This is a genomic window from Paraburkholderia sp. J41, from assembly GCF_905220235.1.
GTDB lineage: Bacteria > Pseudomonadota > Gammaproteobacteria > Burkholderiales > Burkholderiaceae > Paraburkholderia.
In genome coordinates, this window is record NZ_CAJMZE010000003.1 from 1 (window position 1) to 16,720 (window position 16,720).

The 16,720-nt window shown below is 65.4% G+C and carries 20 protein-coding genes; 14 read left to right on the forward strand and 6 right to left on the reverse strand.

Going from position 1 to position 16,720, the window contains the following annotated elements:
* From U5805_RS03750 to U5805_RS03765, 4 genes are all read left to right on the forward strand, one after another.
* The coding region (locus tag U5805_RS03750) for a hypothetical protein (RefSeq protein ID WP_322102097.1) at positions 1–208 on the forward strand (208 nt) is incomplete at its 5' end.
* A 13-nt stretch (positions 209–221) separates the two neighbouring features.
* Positions 222–1,793, forward strand: a complete 1,572-nt coding sequence (locus U5805_RS03755) for a hypothetical protein (RefSeq protein WP_322102098.1) — start codon at positions 222–224, stop codon at positions 1,791–1,793.
* Positions 1,794–1,807: 14 nt separating this feature from the next.
* A complete protein-coding gene (locus tag U5805_RS03760; protein WP_322102099.1) occupies positions 1,808–2,536 on the forward strand; it encodes a YjbE family putative metal transport protein in 729 nt (242 codons plus the stop codon).
* Positions 2,537–2,739: 203 nt separating this feature from the next.
* Positions 2,740–3,438 carry a GntR family transcriptional regulator gene (locus U5805_RS03765; protein ID WP_322102100.1) on the forward strand — a complete coding sequence of 233 codons (699 nt, stop codon included), beginning with the start codon at positions 2,740–2,742 and terminating at the stop codon, positions 3,436–3,438.
* Between the two features lie 117 nt (positions 3,439–3,555).
* On the opposite strand, the gene U5805_RS03770 is transcribed toward U5805_RS03765, so the two are convergent.
* Positions 3,556–3,954: a hypothetical protein gene (locus U5805_RS03770; RefSeq protein WP_322102101.1), complete on the reverse strand. Its 399-nt coding sequence runs from the start codon at positions 3,952–3,954 to the stop codon at positions 3,556–3,558.
* A gap of 253 nt (positions 3,955–4,207) precedes the next feature.
* Between U5805_RS03770 and U5805_RS03775 the strand changes: the two genes are divergently transcribed.
* The 5 genes from U5805_RS03775 to U5805_RS03795 are packed head-to-tail and all read left to right on the forward strand — an operon-like array spanning position 4,208 to position 7,371.
* Positions 4,208–4,519, forward strand: coding sequence for a DUF2282 domain-containing protein (locus tag U5805_RS03775; RefSeq protein ID WP_322102102.1), 312 nt, complete (start codon positions 4,208–4,210; stop codon positions 4,517–4,519).
* A 58-nt stretch (positions 4,520–4,577) separates the two neighbouring features.
* On the forward strand, positions 4,578–5,429 hold the full coding sequence (locus U5805_RS03780; protein WP_322102103.1) for a DUF692 domain-containing protein: 852 nt from the start codon (positions 4,578–4,580) through the stop codon (positions 5,427–5,429).
* Entirely contained in the window at positions 5,419–6,183 is a 765-nt protein-coding gene (locus U5805_RS03785) for a DNA-binding domain-containing protein (protein WP_322102104.1), read from the forward strand. Before U5805_RS03780 ends, U5805_RS03785 begins: the two co-directional genes overlap by 11 nt.
* A gap of 2 nt (positions 6,184–6,185) precedes the next feature.
* Positions 6,186–6,692 (forward strand): DoxX family protein, encoded by a 507-nt coding sequence (locus tag U5805_RS03790; RefSeq protein ID WP_322102105.1) that lies wholly within the window; start codon positions 6,186–6,188, stop codon positions 6,690–6,692.
* 37 nt (positions 6,693–6,729) lie between these two features.
* On the forward strand, positions 6,730–7,371 hold the full coding sequence (locus U5805_RS03795; protein ID WP_322102106.1) for a DUF1109 domain-containing protein: 642 nt from the start codon (positions 6,730–6,732) through the stop codon (positions 7,369–7,371).
* Positions 7,372–7,623: 252 nt separating this feature from the next.
* On the opposite strand, the gene U5805_RS03800 is transcribed toward U5805_RS03795, so the two are convergent.
* Positions 7,624–8,268 (reverse strand): DUF1109 domain-containing protein, encoded by a 645-nt coding sequence (locus U5805_RS03800; RefSeq protein WP_322102107.1) that lies wholly within the window; start codon positions 8,266–8,268, stop codon positions 7,624–7,626.
* Positions 8,265–8,810, reverse strand: coding sequence for a sigma-70 family RNA polymerase sigma factor (locus tag U5805_RS03805; protein WP_322102108.1), 546 nt, complete (start codon positions 8,808–8,810; stop codon positions 8,265–8,267). Before U5805_RS03805 ends, U5805_RS03800 begins: the two co-directional genes overlap by 4 nt.
* Before the next feature lie 145 nt (positions 8,811–8,955).
* Between U5805_RS03805 and U5805_RS03810 the strand changes: the two genes are divergently transcribed.
* Positions 8,956–9,558, forward strand: coding sequence for a TetR/AcrR family transcriptional regulator (locus U5805_RS03810; RefSeq protein WP_322102109.1), 603 nt, complete (start codon positions 8,956–8,958; stop codon positions 9,556–9,558).
* A gap of 257 nt (positions 9,559–9,815) precedes the next feature.
* Here the strand turns inward: U5805_RS03810 and U5805_RS03815 are convergent, their stop codons facing one another.
* Positions 9,816–10,625 carry a hypothetical protein gene (locus tag U5805_RS03815; RefSeq protein ID WP_322102110.1) on the reverse strand — a complete coding sequence of 270 codons (810 nt, stop codon included), beginning with the start codon at positions 10,623–10,625 and terminating at the stop codon, positions 9,816–9,818.
* 47 nt (positions 10,626–10,672) lie between these two features.
* A complete protein-coding gene (locus tag U5805_RS03820) occupies positions 10,673–12,940 on the reverse strand; it encodes an alpha/beta hydrolase domain-containing protein (RefSeq protein ID WP_322102111.1) in 2,268 nt (755 codons plus the stop codon).
* 297 nt (positions 12,941–13,237) lie between these two features.
* On the opposite strand from U5805_RS03820, the gene U5805_RS03825 reads away from it, so the two are divergent.
* Together U5805_RS03825 and U5805_RS31750 are read left to right on the forward strand one after the other, a co-directional pair.
* Positions 13,238–13,903 carry a GntR family transcriptional regulator gene (locus U5805_RS03825; protein ID WP_322102112.1) on the forward strand — a complete coding sequence of 222 codons (666 nt, stop codon included), beginning with the start codon at positions 13,238–13,240 and terminating at the stop codon, positions 13,901–13,903.
* Positions 13,904–13,978: 75 nt separating this feature from the next.
* A complete protein-coding gene (locus tag U5805_RS31750) occupies positions 13,979–14,188 on the forward strand; it encodes a phosphotransferase-like protein (protein ID WP_415914531.1) in 210 nt (69 codons plus the stop codon).
* Positions 14,189–14,224: 36 nt separating this feature from the next.
* Here U5805_RS31750 and U5805_RS03830 read toward each other — a convergent pair whose 3' ends face one another.
* Positions 14,225–14,815, reverse strand: a complete 591-nt coding sequence (locus U5805_RS03830) for a TetR/AcrR family transcriptional regulator (protein WP_322102113.1) — start codon at positions 14,813–14,815, stop codon at positions 14,225–14,227.
* A gap of 155 nt (positions 14,816–14,970) precedes the next feature.
* On the opposite strand from U5805_RS03830, the gene U5805_RS03835 reads away from it, so the two are divergent.
* Together U5805_RS03835 and U5805_RS03840 are read left to right on the forward strand one after the other, a co-directional pair.
* The gene (locus U5805_RS03835) at positions 14,971–15,885 is read left to right on the forward strand and encodes an alpha/beta hydrolase fold domain-containing protein (protein WP_322102114.1); all 915 of its coding nucleotides are present in this window, start codon (positions 14,971–14,973) and stop codon (positions 15,883–15,885) included.
* Positions 15,882–16,697, forward strand: a complete 816-nt coding sequence (locus U5805_RS03840) for an SDR family NAD(P)-dependent oxidoreductase (RefSeq protein ID WP_322102115.1) — start codon at positions 15,882–15,884, stop codon at positions 16,695–16,697. Before U5805_RS03835 ends, U5805_RS03840 begins: the two co-directional genes overlap by 4 nt.
* Positions 16,698–16,720: the final 23 nt, after the last annotated feature.

The following is a 16,720-nucleotide window of genomic DNA, read 5'->3' on the forward strand; positions in this document are numbered from 1 at the left end:
CCGGCATCGCCGCGTGATGCCGCGAAACCGCGGAACCCGGATTCCTGAACCATTTATGGCCTGGTATAACTCCTTCGACCGGCGCTGCGGGCTTGCATCGACCTTCGGGGTCGAATCGACGTCCTTGCCCCGCAATCCCCGTTCGAATGCGCTGCGAAACAACCGGCCGCCCGAGGAAATCGTGTTCACCGCACCTTTTATTATTTGAGCCGAGGTTCCCCATGCATCCGCTAACCGCCCTCACGCCGGCCCACTTTTGTTATCTGGTCGGGGTAGTGGCTATCGTCGTCACGATGATCTGGCGCGCGAACGTCGTCGTGCCGGCCATCCTCGCGACCTTCGCCGTCGCGTTCGCCTTTTCGGGCAAAGTGCTCACCGGTCTGCAAGCCATCTTCATGGGCAGCCTGACCGCCGCGCACGAGCTGTTCAACATCTTTCTCGTCATCGCGCTGATGACGGCGCTCCTCAACGGGCTGCGCGAGATCGGCGCCGACGTGCGCATGGTGCGGCCGTTCAGGAAGATCATGATCAACGGTCACGTCGCCTTTCTGATCCTCGCGCTGATCACGTATCTGATCTCGCTGTTCTTCTGGCCGACGCCGGCCGTGCCGCTGGTGGGCGCGATCCTCATTCCGGCCGCCATCTACGCGGGGCTTTCGCCGCTGGGCGCGGCCGTGGCGATCGCCGTGGCCGGCCAGGGCATGGCGCTTTCGTCCGACTACGTGATCAAGGTCGCGCCCGGCATCAGCGCCAAGGCCGCCGGCACCGACATGCAATCCGTCGCCAATACCGCGCTGCTCCTGTCCGTGATCGCGGGCGTGGTCGCGCTCGGGCTCTGCTGGTACTTCACGGTGCGCAGGAACGTGAGAAAGCCCGGCGCGAGCAATCTGGTCGAATGGGAATCGTCGGGCGAGATCGATCCGGTCAACCAGCCGGGAGCGCATCAAGGCAGTTTCGCGAAGGCCGAACTCGCGCGCAGCACGAGCGGCATGCACGACGACGCCGAAGACGGCGTGCCCGCGCTGTCCGCCGGCGGCGCCGCGACGCTCACCTTGCCGATGGGCGGCGCGAACCCGATGCAGCGGCGCGAGATGTGGTCGCGCGTGTTCTCGGTCGTCACGCCGCTCACGTTCCTCGCGGTCGTGGTCATCATGACGCGGCCGGGGCTGGTCGGCGCCTCGGTCATTCGCGGCGGCGACGCGGCTTCGCTGATCGGCGGCATGGCGGCCGTGCTGATGATGCTCACGACGCTCTCGTACGGCCGCAAAGGCTTTCTCGACCGCACGGCCGGCCACATCATCGACGGCTTCGTGTTCGCGTTCAAGGCGATGGGCGCGGTGCTGCCGATCGCAGGCTTCTTCTTCGTCGGCGACAGCAGCACCGCGGGCCCGATTCTCGGCATCGAATCCGGCGCGCACGTTCCTTCGCTGTTGTTCGAACTCGTGCAGTCGTGCAGCCAGTTCATTCCGCACAGCCCGGTGCTCGTCTCGCTCGGCGTGCTGTTGACGGGCATGATCACCGGCATCGACGGCTCGGGTTTCGCCGGCCTGCCGCTGACGGGCTCGCTCTCCGGCGCGCTCGCCCCGATGGTTCACATGCCCGCTTCCACGCTCGCCGCAATCGGCCAGATGGGCGCGGTCTGGACGGGCGGCGGCACGCTGGTCGCGTGGTCGTCGCTGATCGCGGTCACGGGCTTCGCGCGCGTGCCGGTGCTGGACGCCGTTCGCGCGCTGTTCGTGCCCGTGGTCTGCGGGCTCGTGGCGGCCACGCTCGTCGCGGTCGCGATCAGCTAGACGGTCGATCGCTCATGACTTCTACGCTGATTCCTGCGGCACTTGCGCAGGAAGGCTGGGCCGCCTTGCAGATCGTGTTCGTCAACGTTCTGCTGGGCGGCGACAACGCCATCGCCATCGCGATGGCCTGCCGCTCGCTGCCGCCCCAACAACAACGCGCGGGCATCCTGCTCGGCACCGCGCTCGGCATCGTCTTGCGCATCGTGCTGATCGGCGTCATCGGCAAGCTGCTGGCGATTCCGTTCATGCACGTGGCCGCCGCGGCGCTGCTGATCTGGATCGGCACGCAACTCGTGCGCCCCGGCGGCGACGATCCCTCGGTGAGCCAGGCGTCGGCGTTGTGGCGCGCGGTGATGGCCATCGTCTGGGCCGACCTCGCGATGAGCCTCGACAACGCGCTGGCGACGGCGGCCGTGGCGCAGGCGCTGCCCGAAGCGTCGCGGCTCGCGGTGGTGTTCGTCGGTCTCGCGATGGGCGCGCCCGTGATCGCGTTCGGCAGCCGGTTGATCATCGCTTTGCTCGATCGTCTGCCCTCGCTTGTATACATTGGCGCGGCGCTGCTCGGCTGGATCGCCGGAGAATTGCTGCTCGCCGACCCCGCCGCGAACGCCGCCTTGCAAACGCTGCTGGCGCAGATTCCGGGCGTGAGCGCGGCGGCCGCGAGCACGCTGGTTTGCGTGGCCGCCGCCGCGCTCGTGCCGCTGCTCGGGCGCGTGGCGGCGCGCCGAACCCGCGCGGCCTGACGCTGCCGGCGGACCGTCGCCACCCGGCCGGCACGCGCCGGCCGGGCGTCTTTCGATGTCGTCCGCGCCTGGTTGTCCGCGCGCCGCACCGGCGCGAGATCAAGGGCGCAAGGTGTATCGTCTACAAAAAACCGCGAATGCGCTAAAATTCGACATCTAGCTTGCACGGCCGGCCGGCCTGCATGGACGCGCATGGAACCCCAATGAGCACACAGTCGGATCTCCCAGCAGCGGCGACGGATCGCGAGCCGTCCAACTCCAATCCCATTCTTCACCGCCAGCTTTCCGAACTGGTCACCGCGCGCATCCGGGAGTCGATCACCTCGGGCGTGTACGCGCCGGGCGCGCGTCTGATCGAAGGCCGCATCGCCGAGGAATTCAACGTCTCGCGCGTGCCGGTTCGCGAGGCGTTGCGCGCGCTCGCGGCCGAGGGCCTCGTGGAAGTGCGGCCGCGGCACGGCGCCGTGGTTGCCTCGCTCGACCCGGCTTCCGCGCGCGAAATGGTGCAGATTCGCGCCACGCTCGAAGGTCTCAATGCGCGCCTCGCCGCCGAACATTGCACGCCGGAACTCGCCGCCAAGGTGGCCGAAGTGCTTGCCGAAGGCAACGCCAAGCTCGCTTCCGGCGACACGGCAAAACTGCTCGACCTCAACGCGCGGTTCCACGATCTGCTCTACGCGGCGGGCGCGAACACCATGCTCGCCGACTTGATGCGCACGCTGCGCGACCGCTCGCGCCGGCTTTTCATGAACGCAACGGAAGAAGAAATCCGGCTCACCTGGGAAGAACACGCGGCCATCCTGCGCGCGGTTCAGTCGGGCGACGCGGCGCTCGCCGCGCTGCTTGCGGAGCGCCACGTCATGCGTGCGGCCCAGCATTATCTGGGCACGGTCGCGCAGTAGGCATGCTTCGCTAGCCCTTTTCCGGCGATCGTTTTTCGGAACGGCCTCGCGCCGCCGTTTGCCTTACGGTCCTGCGCGAACGGCCGTTGCGCTTTCGCCTTCCAGCCCGGCGGCCTTTCATCGCCTCGCAATCCACGCCCACAGCGCCCGCAACCGCCGCGCACGCGCTTCCAGCAGATACCACGCAATCCACGCCAGCACGCCCGACGTCACGCCCGTCGCCACGTGCTCCAGCACGGGATGCGCATACCCGCTGCGATGCGACACGACATCGCCGATACACGCCAGCAAGCCGACCATCAGCGCATTGCCCGTGCGCTCGCGAAACAAGCGCGCGGCGGGCGTGAACGTGAGGACCAGCGCCAGCGCGCTCGTGAGAAAGCCGGTACGAATGGCGATGATCCAGTGCGCCGCGCTCATCACGTTGGCCCAGCTTCCGAGCATGCAGGTCATGCACGCGCACGTGGGTTGCCAGAAGCGTTGCAAGACAATGCGCAAGCGAAGCGGCCAGTTCATGATGCGTGCGCCGCAGGTGACTTGAATCGATCCTCCACGCGTTTCGGCAATTCCTTCTCCTCGCTCTGCGGTCGAAGCCTCTCGCATCGTAAGCCCATTTGCGCGTTGGCAGGGTCGATTACGTTTGCGGCATCGCACGCTCGAAACCCGTCACGGAAAAATTTCCAAACCGCTGTAACCGGCGCGCGCAACCCGGCGAACTAGAGGGTGTACCTGCTGCGGGTACCCACTACTCAACCACCGGAGAATTGCCATGTCGTCGAAAACCACCGTCACGTCCGCCCTCCTCGCCGGCGCCGTTGCCAGCCTGCTCGCCTCGGTCGCGCATGCCGCGCCGCTCACGAAGGCCGAAGCCAGCGCCGCCATCGCCGCGCACAAGGAAAAGTGCTACGGCGTCGCGCTCAAAGGCCAGAACGATTGCGCCGCCGGCCCCGGCACCACCTGCCAGGGCACGTCGGCGATGGACTTCCAGGGCAACTCGTGGAAGTTCGTTCAAGGCGGCACCTGCACCAGCATCCAGGTGCCGGGCGGCGGCCACGGCTCGCTCATGCCGATCAAGTCCTGATCCGCAACGCTCTTTCGGAGGAACGGGACGGCGCCGCGCGCGTCGTCCCATCTCAGCGATGACGAATTCATCCCTCACCGTCGGCGCCAGTTTCAAGCACGATCATCTCGCCGCGATCCAGGCGCATCGGCCGCGCGAGATGTTCTTCGAAGTCCACGCCGAAAACTACATGGGCGCGGGCGGTCCCGCGCATCGCGCGCTTGCTGCGATCCGGCGCGACCATCCGCTGTCGGTACACGGCGTATGCATGTCGATCGGCGGCCGCGAGCCGCTCGATCCGCATCATCTCGCACGGTTGCGCGACGTGGTCTCGCGTTACGAGCCGGCGCTCGTTTCTGAACATCTCGCGTGGTCCTCGCATGCGGGCACGTTCTTCAACGACCTGCTGCCGCTGCCGTATACGCACGATACGCTCGCGACGGTTTGCGCGCACGTCGATCAGGTTCAGGACACGCTGCAACGACGCATCCTGCTCGAAAACCCCTCGACCTATGTCGCGTTTGCCGCGTCGACGCTGAGCGAAACGGCCTTCCTGCGCGCGGTCGCGCAACGCACGGGCTGCGGCCTGCTGCTCGATCTCAACAACGTGTTCGTCTCCGCAACGAATCGGGGCGAGTCGGCCGAGCGCTGGCTTGCCGACTTTCCCCTCGAATACGTGGGCGAAATTCATCTGGCGGGTCACAGCGAACAGCGCGACGACGACGACGCGCCGCTCCTGATCGACAGTCACGACCGCGCGGTCGCCGATCCTGTTTGGCGCCTGTATGCGGACACGATCGCGCGTCTCGGCCCCGTGCCCACGCTGATCGAATGGGACAGCCAGTTGCCCACGTGGCCCGTGCTGCACGCCGAAGCGCGGCGCGCGCAACGCGTCGTCGATACCTGCGGGAGCGCGCGCGATGCAGCCTGACCTCACCGCGTTCGCCCGCGGCCTGCTCGACCCCGCGATGCCCGCGCCCCGCGACGTGACCGCGCCAGGCGGCAACGGCGTCGTCAAGCGCTACAACGTGTATCGCAACAACGTGACGGTCAGTTTGATCGACGCGCTCGCCGCCGTGTATCCGGCCGTGCAGCGCATCACCGGCGTCGAATTCTTCCGCGCGATGGCGCGCTTTCATGTGCGTGCGACGCCGCCGGTTTCGCCGCTGCTGTTCGAATACGGCCGCGATTTCCCCGCGTTCATCGAAGCATACGAATACGCGCGCGAGTTGCCGTGGCTCGCCGATGTCGCGCGCATCGAGCGCGCGTGGCTCGACGCCTATCACGCCGGCGACCAGGCGCCGCTAGCCGCCGCAGCGCTCGCGTCCATCGAGCCCGCGGCGCTGCCGACCTTGCGCTTCGCCGTGCATCCGTCGGCGCGCATCGTGCGCTCGCGCTTTGCCGCCGTGTCGATCTTCGCGACGCATCGCCGCGACGACAGCACGCCCGCGCCGCTCGCCTCGAACGAAGCCGAGGACGCGCTCGTCACGCGCATCGGCGACGACGTGACGGTCTCGCGCCTGCCGGCGGGCGGCGCGGCCTTGCTGGGCGCGCTATTCGACGGCGAACCGTTCGGCGCGGCCGTGGCCGCCGCCATCGGCGCCGAGCCTTCGTTCGACCTTTCCGCCAACCTCGCCGGCATGATCGCCGCCGGCGCGTTCACCGCAATCCGCACCGGAGCCTGACGATGACGACCGACCAACCCGCCCGGCCCGCGGCCGCCGCCAACCCGCTCGCCAGCGCCATCGGCAAGGCGCGCCGCGCGGTCGAATGGATCGCGCAACCTTGGCTCGTGCAACTCGTCGTGCGCGTGGCGCTGGCCGTGCCGTTCTGGCGTTCGGGCATCCTCAAGTGGCACGGCTTTTTGCAATTGAGCGATACGGCAATCACGCTGTTCACCGACGAATTCATGCTGCACTTGCCGGGCGGCCCGTATCCGTTTCCGGCGCCCGCCGTGTTCGCATTTCTCTCCGCCTGCGGCGAAGTGGGCTTTCCCGTGCTGCTCGTGCTCGGCCTCGGCACGCGCTTCGCGGCGCTCGGCTTGCTGCTGATGACCGGCATCATCGAACTCACGGTGCCCGAGGGCTGGCCCGTTCACATCACGTGGGCCGCGATGGCGCTCGCGATTGCCGCGTGGGGACCGGGGCGCATCTCGATCGACTATCTGCTCGGCGACCGCCGCGCGCGATCGTAGAAGCTTCGCTGCGCCTCTCGACCCGGCGACGCCCGCCATGGACACCGACGATCTCGTCGCCCGGCTCGCCGGCGCGCCGCTGCGTGCCGAACGCAACGCCGTCACGCGCCACTTGAGCCGCGCGCTGACGCTGGGCCTCGTGGGCAGCTCGATCCTGCTGGTATTGCTTTATGGCGTGCGCAGCGACATGCCCTGGCTGATCCTCACGACGATGTTCTGGATTCGCCTCGCGTTTCCGCTCGCGATCGTCGTTGCGGCGATGAGTCTGGCCGCGCGGCTCGGCCGCCCCGGCGCGCGCGTGGGCCATGCGTGGCTCGCGGTAGCGCTGCCGGCGGCGGCGATGCTGTGCGCGGCGGCGGGCGTGCTGCTCGCGGCGCCGCCCGGCTACCGCCTGCAATTGATGCTCGGCACGACGTGGCACGTGACCACGAGCAATATCGTCGTGCTTTCGCTGCCGCCGCTCGTCGCGATCATGCATGCGATGCGCCGCCTCGCGCCCACGCGCCTGCGTTTGACCGGCGCGGGCGTGGGCTTGCTGGCAGGCGCGCAGGGCACACTGGTCTACTCGCTCTATACGCCCGAAATGTCGATTCCGTTCTGGGCAGTCTGGCACATGCTCGCGATGGCGATTACGGCTGCGCTGGGCGCTGCGCTCGCGCCGAAACTGCTGCGCTGGTAGATCGCGCCCTAAAGCATCGGATACCTAACGATTTATTCATCGGCATCCGTCTGCGGAATCCGATCTTCGAGCCGGGTGCGAAAGCGCGCGGCTGCGCTCGGCACATCGTGCGTGATGTGGGTCGCTGTGTCAGTGCGAAAATATTCGTCGACGGTTTGCGCCAGTTTGCGCCGATCGTGCCGATTTGCGCCGATTAGTGCCGATTCGTGCCGATTCGTGCCGCTCTAGAAACGCCGCCGCGACGAACGCCCGCTACCAGCGCAGCAGCCGCGGCCCGATCACCGCGCCGAACGCGCTCGCGAGCAGCATACCGAGCACATACCAGATGCCCCAGAACGCGGGGCTCATCTCCGGGCAATGAAAGCTGTATGCGAAGGTCGCAATCGCGCCCGCGAGCAGCCCCGAAGCCGCGCCCGCCGCACGCAGACGCGTAGGCGCCAGCCCGCGCACCGCGCGAAATACCGCGACGAAACCCGGCACCGACAACAGCAGGATATTGAACGGACAGGTGCGCCAGGTATGGCCCAGCAGCAGCGTAACGCGATCCTCGGGCGCGGCCAGCGCGACGAGCGCCGCGCCGCCAATCCACACGAACGCCACCGGCAACGCGAGCAACCAGCCGCCCGCCGCCCCGACGCGCGCGCCCGGACGCGCGAGCCGGCTCACGGCAACCAGCGCGCCCAGCATGACGACCGAGGCGAACGCGAGCTTTTCCCAGAACGGCGCCGTGTGCGCGACGCTCGCCAGATCGGGGCGCACGCCGAACACCACGGCCATCAGCAACAACGAGCCGAGCGCGGCAAGCGGCAGCGCGACGCCGAACCGGCGCGCACCGGCATGCCGGCCGACGGGCGCGGCGCCGGTCGCGAGCATGTCGATGAGATCGTCGGTATTCATGCCAGTCCCTTGATTCTGAGCGCGAGCGCCTTGAGCCCGCGATGCACGCCAACCTTGACCGCCGACTCGGAAAGCCCGGTCAACTGCGCCGTTTCCGCCACCGACAATCCTTCGAGCTTGACATGCTGAATCGGCAAACGCTGCTTGTCGGGCAGATGTTCGAGCAGCTTGCCGATGTCGCGGCGCGCCGCGGCCGGTTCGTCGTCGGACGCAGCGAAGAGGTCGTCGTGATCGTCGAGCGGATCGTGCAGCGCCTCGCGGCGCGCGCGCCCGCGAAAGAAGTCGGTGAGCTTGTAGCGGGCGATCGCGTGAACCCAGGCAGTCAGCGGCTCGCCTTCGCGATACGTATGGCGTGCATTATGCACCGCGAGAAGGATCTCCTGGACGAGGTCCTCGACGTCGTCGCGCAAGGTGGGAATCCGCCGGCGCAAATAGCCGCGCAAATGGCGCGTGAGTTGTTCGAGAAAGGCGCGGTACGCGGGCGCGTCGCCCGCGAGCCCTTTCACGAACAGCGCCTTGAGGCGGTCTTCCGCTGTCTGCACGATATGTCTTGAGTGGTGTCACGTCGCGGCGGCGGCGCTCAATTCGCGCGGCGGCCAGTTTTAGAACAACTGCTTTAGAATATCGGAACGGACCGGGGCGCGCAATGGCGCCGCCGGCACTCATGCGGACGGAGACCCCAGCGCCATGGCGCGACCGAGAGAATTCGACGAAGCCGCCGCACTGGACGCGGCGGTGCATTGCTTCTGGCTGCGCGGCTACGAAGCGACCTCGGTGCGCGATCTGGCCGAAAGCATGGGCATCACGGGCGCGAGCCTCTACAACGCGTTCGGCGACAAGCGCTCGCTGTTTGGCCGCGCGCTCGCGCATTATGTCGAGCACAGTTTTGGCGCGCGCGAGGCGCGCTTCGAAACCGCGCTGTCGCCGCGCGAAGCGATACGCGCGTTCTTTCGCGAGATCATCGAGCGCTCGGTCCACGACGACGAACGCAAAGGCTGCCTGCTCGTGAATTCCGCGCTCGAAGTCGCGCCGCACGATCCCGAATTTCAGCAAGCGATCGCCGCCGTGCTGGTGCGCGTGGAGGCCTTCTTCCGGCGTTGTGTTGCGGCAGGCCAGCAAAGCGGCGAGATACCGCGCGCGCAATCCGCCGACGATCTCGCGCGCACGCTGCTCGGTACGCTGCTCGGGCTACGCGTGCTCGCACGCTCGCGCCCTGAACGCGAATTGCTCGAAGGACTTGTGAGACCGGTTCTGGGATTGGTTGGAGTTGGGGTTGGGGTTGGGCGTTGAGTCGGTTCTTGGGTGCGTTGGCGCGCCGCCAACTCGCCAACTCGCGAATTCGATATCCGCGAGCGCGCCGTTCGTGGTTTGCGCGACCAGTGCGGAATACGAACTCGCCGTGGGAAGCCGCTCCCAAGTGGCGGCGTCAGCCAAGCGCGAGCAAGGTGCCTGGCATCGAATCAGCCTATCCTTAAGGACTTCAAAGAAGGCGGCCGCTACGACTTCATCCGGTCACGCGGATTGTGCGGCGAGCGCGATCGGCATCTTCATTGACGCGAAAAATAGATCGCAACGTAGCCGGGGTTCCCGTTCGTCGCGCCGCTCGCCGGAATGGCCTGCTCGACCAGTAACGTCTGCGATGCGGCATTTGCGTAGATCGTGAGTCGTATGACCTGCGGATTTTGCGCGTTGCTCGTGTCGGTCAAGCCCGCGCCGGAAAGCATCTGCATGGCCTGCGTCGCGCTGAAGCTCTGATCGACGATGCGTACCGTCGTGGAGGGATTGCCGTCGAACACGTTGTCCGTGAAGCTGTCGTCCGCGTTCACCGTCAGCGTGGACGCCGGCGACGGGCCGCCTTCCGCTTTCGCGCCGCAGTTTTCCCATCCGTCGAAAACAGCGGCGCTCGCAGCGAGCTTGGCCCAGGCGCCCATGGGCTCCGTCACGGGCGTCCAGGTGTTGTTCAGCAACGCCGCCACGCTTTTCACGTTCACCCCGGCGTTGACGCCTGTCACGGTGCCGATACTGCCAGCCGCCGCCGAGACACACGCGATGCCCGCGCCCGCGAAGGCCGCCGGCTGATAGAGCGAGACGAGCGCATTGTTGCCCGCCATGACGAGCGGCGCCGCGACGGGGCTGACAAGCACCGGCGAGGTCGTCGTGGTGGCGGGGACTACGGAGAGCGCCACGGCCGGCGTGCTGCCGAGCAAGACGCTGTTCGCATACGCGACCGCCGGCGATACGGGAGGAGGCGAAGGCGGCGGCCCGGCGGTGTTGCCGCCATCGCCGCCGCCTCCGCAGCCGGCGAGCGCCGCCGCGATGCACACCGTCACGATCTGTCGCGGCGCGATGGTGCGCATCGTGTGACATTCACTCCAGAATCGAACCATGGCCTCGATCCGAAACGTCAGGGCTGCGGCAGCAGGGTCGACGAAACCTGTGCTGCGTTGGAGATGAACAGGTTGTTGGCATCGTCCTGGAGCAGGTAGCCCTGCTTGACGAGCGCGTTCGCGGCTGTCGCCACGGCCGTCTGGTATTTCGATCTGCTGCCGCCATAAAGCGCGTTCAGGGTTGTCCGCGTGTCGACTCCGCCCGCCTGCGCCGCCGTGCTGACGGCAAAAGGAATGGCCGCGCCGTTCGAGATGCATCCGTCGCCGATTGCGTGACCGGCACCCCGGTAATTCCACCCCGTGTAAGTCGCAAGAGGCACGCTCACGTCGGGCACCAGCACACCCGTTGTCTCGTTGCCGTTGGCATCGACCTTCGGCACGAGGATCGTGTACTGCTGCGCCGTGTTGACGACCGGCACCGCACTGCTGTAATCCGTCACGAACAGTTGGTTGTACTCACCATTGAACGTCAGTCTCAGCGACGTGGGCGTTGCGGCGGGTCCGCTCGGAATCATGACGTTGCTCAGATCGGGGAACCCGGTTGCCGTTTGCGTCGGCTGCACGAGCGTGCCCGAGGCAACAGTCGGATATTGGGAAGGCGGCGGGGCGGTGCCTTGCCCCACCCACGCGACCAGTGCCGGAATCAACGCACGTTCGACAGGCGTTTCCTCGACCGGCGATCCGGGCAACTGGCATTGGCTGCCCGTGACCGGGAGCGTGAGGTTGCCCGTGGTGACGCCATTGCCGCCGCCGTGCTGCGTGCCGGGCACGAGGTAGTAGCGCACGTTGGACGGCAACGGAATATCGTTGCCGCGGCCGTCCGTGACGACCAGCGACGCGGCGCCGCCCCACCATTCGAATGCGCCGTCGAGCTGCATGATCTTCGGGCACGTGCCGGTGGCCGAGCACCGCTTCAACAAGCCGTCGGACGCGCCGGTCACGGGATCGGTCGTCACCGCATACGTGAACGGAAACTGGAAACCCGGCATGAAGTGGTCTTCATGCTGCTTCGACCAGCGGCCGGGCTGTGCAAACGCCGCGTTGGTCCACGTGCGCCGTGCCGCCGAAATGATCGGGAACATGCCGTCGAATACGATCTTGCCGTTCTTGTCGACGTTGAATCCCTGGTACAGGAAATCCTTCATGAAACGGCCGGACTGCGAGATGCCCTCGCCCACGGCAATGTCGAAGTTGGTGCTGGTCGAGCAACTGGACGATACACAGCCCGCGCCTTTCAGGTCGTTGAGCGGATTGGGAACGCCTTGCGCGTCGGTGTTCTCGTAGCGCAGGAACGAAACGAGATCGCGCAGCGCCGCGAAGCCGATGCCGTCGACGGTCGGCGCGGCTGCCTTGTAGACGAAACTGTAAATCGTGCCGGCATCCGGCGGCACGCTCTGGCCGTTCGGTCCCGGCACGCTGGCGGGCGGCGTGAAGGTCACGGAATAGTTGCCTTCGTACACGTTGTTCGGCGTACTCGTGTAGCTCCACGACGTGACGGGTACCGACGGGGCATCGTAGGTCTCGACGCCGCCGGGAATGCTGCCGTACGCGTTCAGCCACGATTGACGGGCGGTGAAGGTGACGGACGTCTTGTCGTTGAGATCGGCGGGCGCGTAGGTGAGGGGAATCGTCGTGGGGTTGCCGCCCGCATAGTCGGGAATGAATTCCTCGCGGGAGAGCGCTGTGATGGGTGAACCGTCCTTGTTGACGGCCACGGGAAACGCCGTTCCGAGCAACCCGGCACCGGCGAGCGCGCTCGTGCCGTTCAGCGGCACATCGCCTTGCCAGCCGCTCCATAGAATCGTGTAGCCGTCGCGCAGGAGCGACGGAAAGCTCGAAGGCGGCGGCGCCCCGGTATCGAGCGCGCCTCCGCCGATAAACGATGCATCGCCGATCTTGCTGCCGCGATTGACCACGTCGTAGAACAGCACGCGTTTGGCCGCCGATGCATTTTGCGGACGCAGGATCACGACGTCCGTCGAATAGGCAACGTATCCGTCCGACCCGACGGGCGCATTCTTGATGTTGACGATGTTCGCGTTGAGCGGATCGTTCGGATCGAGTTCGCCATGCACGACCGCCGTAATCACCTGATACGGGCCAGCCGCGCCGGCGGGTGTCGCACCGCCAAATGCCGGGGCGCTCGAAATGACCTGGAAGCTTTTGATGAAGCCCGCGCCCTTCGCGCTGGCTGGCGGATTGTTGTTGTCGCTGTGACCGCAACTGGACAGGAAAGCTGTGCTCGCGCCCGACAACAACAGGATTCCTAAATAACGTGATTTCATCGGTGTGTCTCCCAACATTGCAGGGTGCGACGTCAAGAATTATTCTCGCGGGCAGTGTGCGAGCTTCGCCGCTCGCTCGCGACCCGCGATCGATATGGCGTGCAGAACGGGCAATGCTTTAAGTCGGCTGGAATGCCGACGATTGCGTGATGGAAATGAAAATCCGCTGTAAGCAGTTAGAATGCTTAAATATACGTAGAATGCCTTTACGTATTTATAATTTGCAGTAACGCATTTCCAACTATCGTTTACGCGTACGGTAAGCCATGCTTCACTTGACGAAACGAGAGACCATCTATGCCGAATAAGCTCACACGCGCGGATCAGCTAAGGGAGGCAATCGAAGAAGACATCGCAACGGGCGCTCTCCTGCCCGGCGCGCCGCTGGACGAGGCGGAACTGATTGCGCGTTTCCAGGTTTCACGAACGCCCGTGCGCGAAGCCCTCCTGCAACTCGCTTCCGCGGGGATGGTGGAAATGCGGCCCCGGCACGGCGCCGTAGTCGCGCGGATCAGCCTCGACAGGCTGGTGGAAATGTTCGAAGTGATGGCCGAACTCGAAGCGATGTGCGGCCGGCTAGCCGCCAGACGTATGACGGCCGGGCAGATAGAGGCGTTGCGTCGCGCGCATCTCGCCTGCCAGGAGGCGCACGATACCGGCGACACCGACGGCTACTATCACCTGAACGAGTGTTTTCATTGCCTTATCTACGCCGGCAGTCACAACAGCTTCCTGCACGATCAGGCAAAGGCATTGCATAAACTCCTGAGACCTTATCGCCGCTTGCAGTTGCGCGTGAAAGGGCGAATGAACGAATCGTTTGAAGAACACCAGGCTGTCGTGGAAGCACTGGCTCGCGGCGATGGCGAAGCCGCCGCCGCCTCGTTGCGCGGCCATATCGTCGTGCAGGGAGAACGATTCGGCGATCTTATTGCGGCACTCGCGCAAGCAAGTGGCGTCTGAGCGCCGGTTACCGATGACATCCGGCAGGTCGTGCAATCATTGGCACGGATCGACCTACCGTTGCCGGCGAGAGATATGACACTCATCGCGATCGTATTGCACGGACCGACCAGTGCGGGAAAGAGCAGCTTGGCGAAAGCTCTGCAAGATAGCTCCAGCGTGCCGGCGTTTCACATATCGCTCGATGCATTCGTGGGTTCAAAGGAACGATTAGGTCTGCTGCCTCTCGCACGTGCCGGACACCTTCGATTCACCGCGGCTTCGTGCCATGCGCGATCCCGCTGATCGTCCGAAGCCCTGTTTAAGGGAATCCAGCCAGGATTAGTCGGATTGCGAAGGCCACGTGCTCAGAGCGTGGCTTGCCAGCGCCTCCAGCGCTCGTCTGGATGCTCCTGCTTTCGCCTGTACCGCCATTCCTTGTGAAACGGCCATCACGAAAGCGGCAAGCACCGCACACTTCGCCGATTGCGGCAAATCGCCCTCGCGTTGGGCAAGTTCCAGCCGGCGACGCAGTGCAAGTTGCGATGCCGCGCGGCGTCGGACAAGTTCCACGCGGATAGACTCCGCATCTTCCGAACACGCAAGCGCACCGTTAAGGCCAAGGCAGCCAGGATGCCTTGAATCTCGCGTATGCAATGCGGCGGAGCCTTGCAGGATGCGTTCCACCACCTTGCGCGACGTGGGCTCGGCAAGCGCATCCGACATGAACCCAAGATAGCGGCTTTCGTACAGGTCGACAGCCTTGAGGAACAGCGCTTCCTTGTTGCCAAATGCCGCGTAGAGCCCAGGGCGCGCAACACCGGTGGCCTTGCTTAAATCGTCAAACGAAGCCCCCTCATAGCCCTTCTCCCAAAACACCGACAGTGCCGCTTCGAGTGCCTTGTTCTCATCGAATTCCCTGTGTCGTCCCATACGCCGCCTGTCACGTCCAGCCGATATTCAAGAACGATCATTATAGAACGCTTGACGCTGCCCGGCAAATAACGTACCGTTCGTTACTATAACGATTGGTAATATATTTTCCCTTCAATTTCTGAGTTCGCAATTAACCTGACGCGAGGAACGACATGCCTGGTGCCGAGCTTCTTCAAATGGCGGACTTCTACGCCGACCTTGCCGATCGGTGGCCTGCCGGCGACATAAGAATGCAGCGGGATGTGGCCGAACGGCTGCACATGCTTGCCACCGAGCCCGAAGGCGTGACCTACGCCGAAGTAGATGCCGGTGGTGTTCCGGCGATATGGGCCATTCCGGTCGACAGTTCGCCCGATCATGTGCTGCTGCACAGTCATTCGGGCGGCTCGGTCGTCAGTTCGATGTACATGGACCGCAAGGCAGTCGCCCACCTGGCCAAGGCGGCCGGCATGCGCGCGCTGATCATCAATTTTCGCCTTGCGCCCGAGAACAAGTTCCCCGCGCAGCTCGACGACGTGGAGGCAGCGTTCAACTGGCTGCTGTCACAAGGCTTCGACGCGTCGCGGATCGTCAGCATCGGCCATTCGATCGGCGGGAATTATGCGGTCAACCTCGCGCTCACCCTCGCCCGCAAAGGGATGGCCACGCCCGGCGCCGTGCTGTCGATGTCGCCTTGGTTCGACATGGAAGTGAAGCACAAAACGGTGCAGACGCACGCGCATCTCGACAAGCAGCTCACCCGCGAGATGCTTCTCGGCTTTAGCGATCTGATGCTTGATGGCACCGGCGTTTCCCGATCCGATCCGCGGATCAATCTGGCACATGCCGATCCCGCCGGGTTGCCGCCGACGATGATCTATTACGGCGATCAGGAAATACTCGCGGGCGATGCGATCGATTTTGCCGAACGCGCGCAGAAGGCAGGCGTCGACGTGACGCTACGCGCTCTCGCCGGCGGTCAACACAATTTCATTCTGGGCGCCGGCCGGGTACCGGAGATCGACGCCAGCATCGTCGAGATGGCCGGCTGGATGCGCGCGCGACTGGGCCTGCCGGCGGTCGCTTGAACGTCCGGTTCCCTCTCGCTTCCCACCTCACTGAAAAGGACAATCCGATGAGCCAATCACTCGCGGGCAAGGTTGCTCTCGTCACGGGCGGATCGCGCGGCCTCGGTGCCGCGACGGCGCTTGCCCTCGCGGATCAGGGTGCCGATGTCGCGATCAGCTATGTTGCTTCGGCAGAAAAGGCGGCCGCCGTCGTCGAAAGCCTGAAGGCGAAAGGCGTTCGCGCCGTCGCAATTCAGGCCGATCAGGGCAACCGTGCCTGCGCCGAGCCGCTAATTGCCAATGTGGTCGGGCAGCTCGGCAAGCTCGACATTCTCGTCAATAATGCCGCCATTGCGTTGCAGGGCAAGACCATCGACGATCCGCAGATCGACAACGATGCGATGGACCGGCAATGGGCGATCAACACCATGGGCGTGATCGCCACGATCCGAGCGGCGGTGAAGGTCCTGCCCGAGGGCGGCCGGATCATCTCGGTGGGCTCGGGCGTCGGAACGCGCATCGCCTTTCCGGGCCTCACCGATTACGCCGCGAGCAAGGCCGCGATCGTCGGCTATACGCGTGGCGCGGCCCGCGATCTCGGCCGGCGCAACATCACGGTCAACGTCGTTCAGGCCGGCGTCATGGACACCGATATGGCGGCGGGCGTGCTCGGTTCGGTCGAGCAGTTGCCGCCGGCATTCGAGCAGGCGCACGCAATCCCACGAGTAGCCGCGCTCAGCGAGGTGGCAGCCGCGATCGTCTTTCTTGCCGGACCCGATGCCGCATTCATCACCGGGTCCGTCATCGACGTGAACGGCGGCTTCACGGCCTGATTGCGCGGTGGCGAAGCGGCACG

Excerpts from the sequence above, each read along its gene's own strand:
- U5805_RS03835 (WP_322102114.1), top strand. The coding sequence starts at position 14,971 with ATGCCTGGTGCCGAGCTTCTTCAAATGGCGGACTTCTACGCCGACCTT.
- U5805_RS03775 (WP_322102102.1), top strand. The coding sequence starts at position 4,208 with ATGTCGTCGAAAACCACCGTCACGTCCGCCCTCCTCGCCGGCGCCGTT.
- U5805_RS31750 (WP_415914531.1), top strand. The coding sequence starts at position 13,979 with ATGACACTCATCGCGATCGTATTGCACGGACCGACCAGTGCGGGAAAG.
- U5805_RS03785 (WP_322102104.1), top strand. The coding sequence starts at position 5,419 with ATGCAGCCTGACCTCACCGCGTTCGCCCGCGGCCTGCTCGACCCCGCG.
- U5805_RS03780 (WP_322102103.1), top strand. The coding sequence starts at position 4,578 with ATGACGAATTCATCCCTCACCGTCGGCGCCAGTTTCAAGCACGATCAT.
- U5805_RS03800 (WP_322102107.1), bottom strand. The coding sequence starts at position 8,268 with ATGAATACCGACGATCTCATCGACATGCTCGCGACCGGCGCCGCGCCC.
- U5805_RS03830 (WP_322102113.1), bottom strand. The coding sequence starts at position 14,815 with ATGGGACGACACAGGGAATTCGATGAGAACAAGGCACTCGAAGCGGCA.
- U5805_RS03820 (WP_322102111.1), bottom strand. The coding sequence starts at position 12,940 with ATGAAATCACGTTATTTAGGAATCCTGTTGTTGTCGGGCGCGAGCACA.
- U5805_RS03815 (WP_322102110.1), bottom strand. The coding sequence starts at position 10,625 with ATGCGCACCATCGCGCCGCGACAGATCGTGACGGTGTGCATCGCGGCG.
- U5805_RS03755 (WP_322102098.1), top strand. The coding sequence starts at position 222 with ATGCATCCGCTAACCGCCCTCACGCCGGCCCACTTTTGTTATCTGGTC.
- U5805_RS03760 (WP_322102099.1), top strand. The coding sequence starts at position 1,808 with ATGACTTCTACGCTGATTCCTGCGGCACTTGCGCAGGAAGGCTGGGCC.
- U5805_RS03765 (WP_322102100.1), top strand. The coding sequence starts at position 2,740 with ATGAGCACACAGTCGGATCTCCCAGCAGCGGCGACGGATCGCGAGCCG.
- U5805_RS03770 (WP_322102101.1), bottom strand. The coding sequence starts at position 3,954 with ATGAACTGGCCGCTTCGCTTGCGCATTGTCTTGCAACGCTTCTGGCAA.
- U5805_RS03825 (WP_322102112.1), top strand. The coding sequence starts at position 13,238 with ATGCCGAATAAGCTCACACGCGCGGATCAGCTAAGGGAGGCAATCGAA.
- U5805_RS03790 (WP_322102105.1), top strand. The coding sequence starts at position 6,186 with ATGACGACCGACCAACCCGCCCGGCCCGCGGCCGCCGCCAACCCGCTC.
- U5805_RS03810 (WP_322102109.1), top strand. The coding sequence starts at position 8,956 with ATGGCGCGACCGAGAGAATTCGACGAAGCCGCCGCACTGGACGCGGCG.
- U5805_RS03795 (WP_322102106.1), top strand. The coding sequence starts at position 6,730 with ATGGACACCGACGATCTCGTCGCCCGGCTCGCCGGCGCGCCGCTGCGT.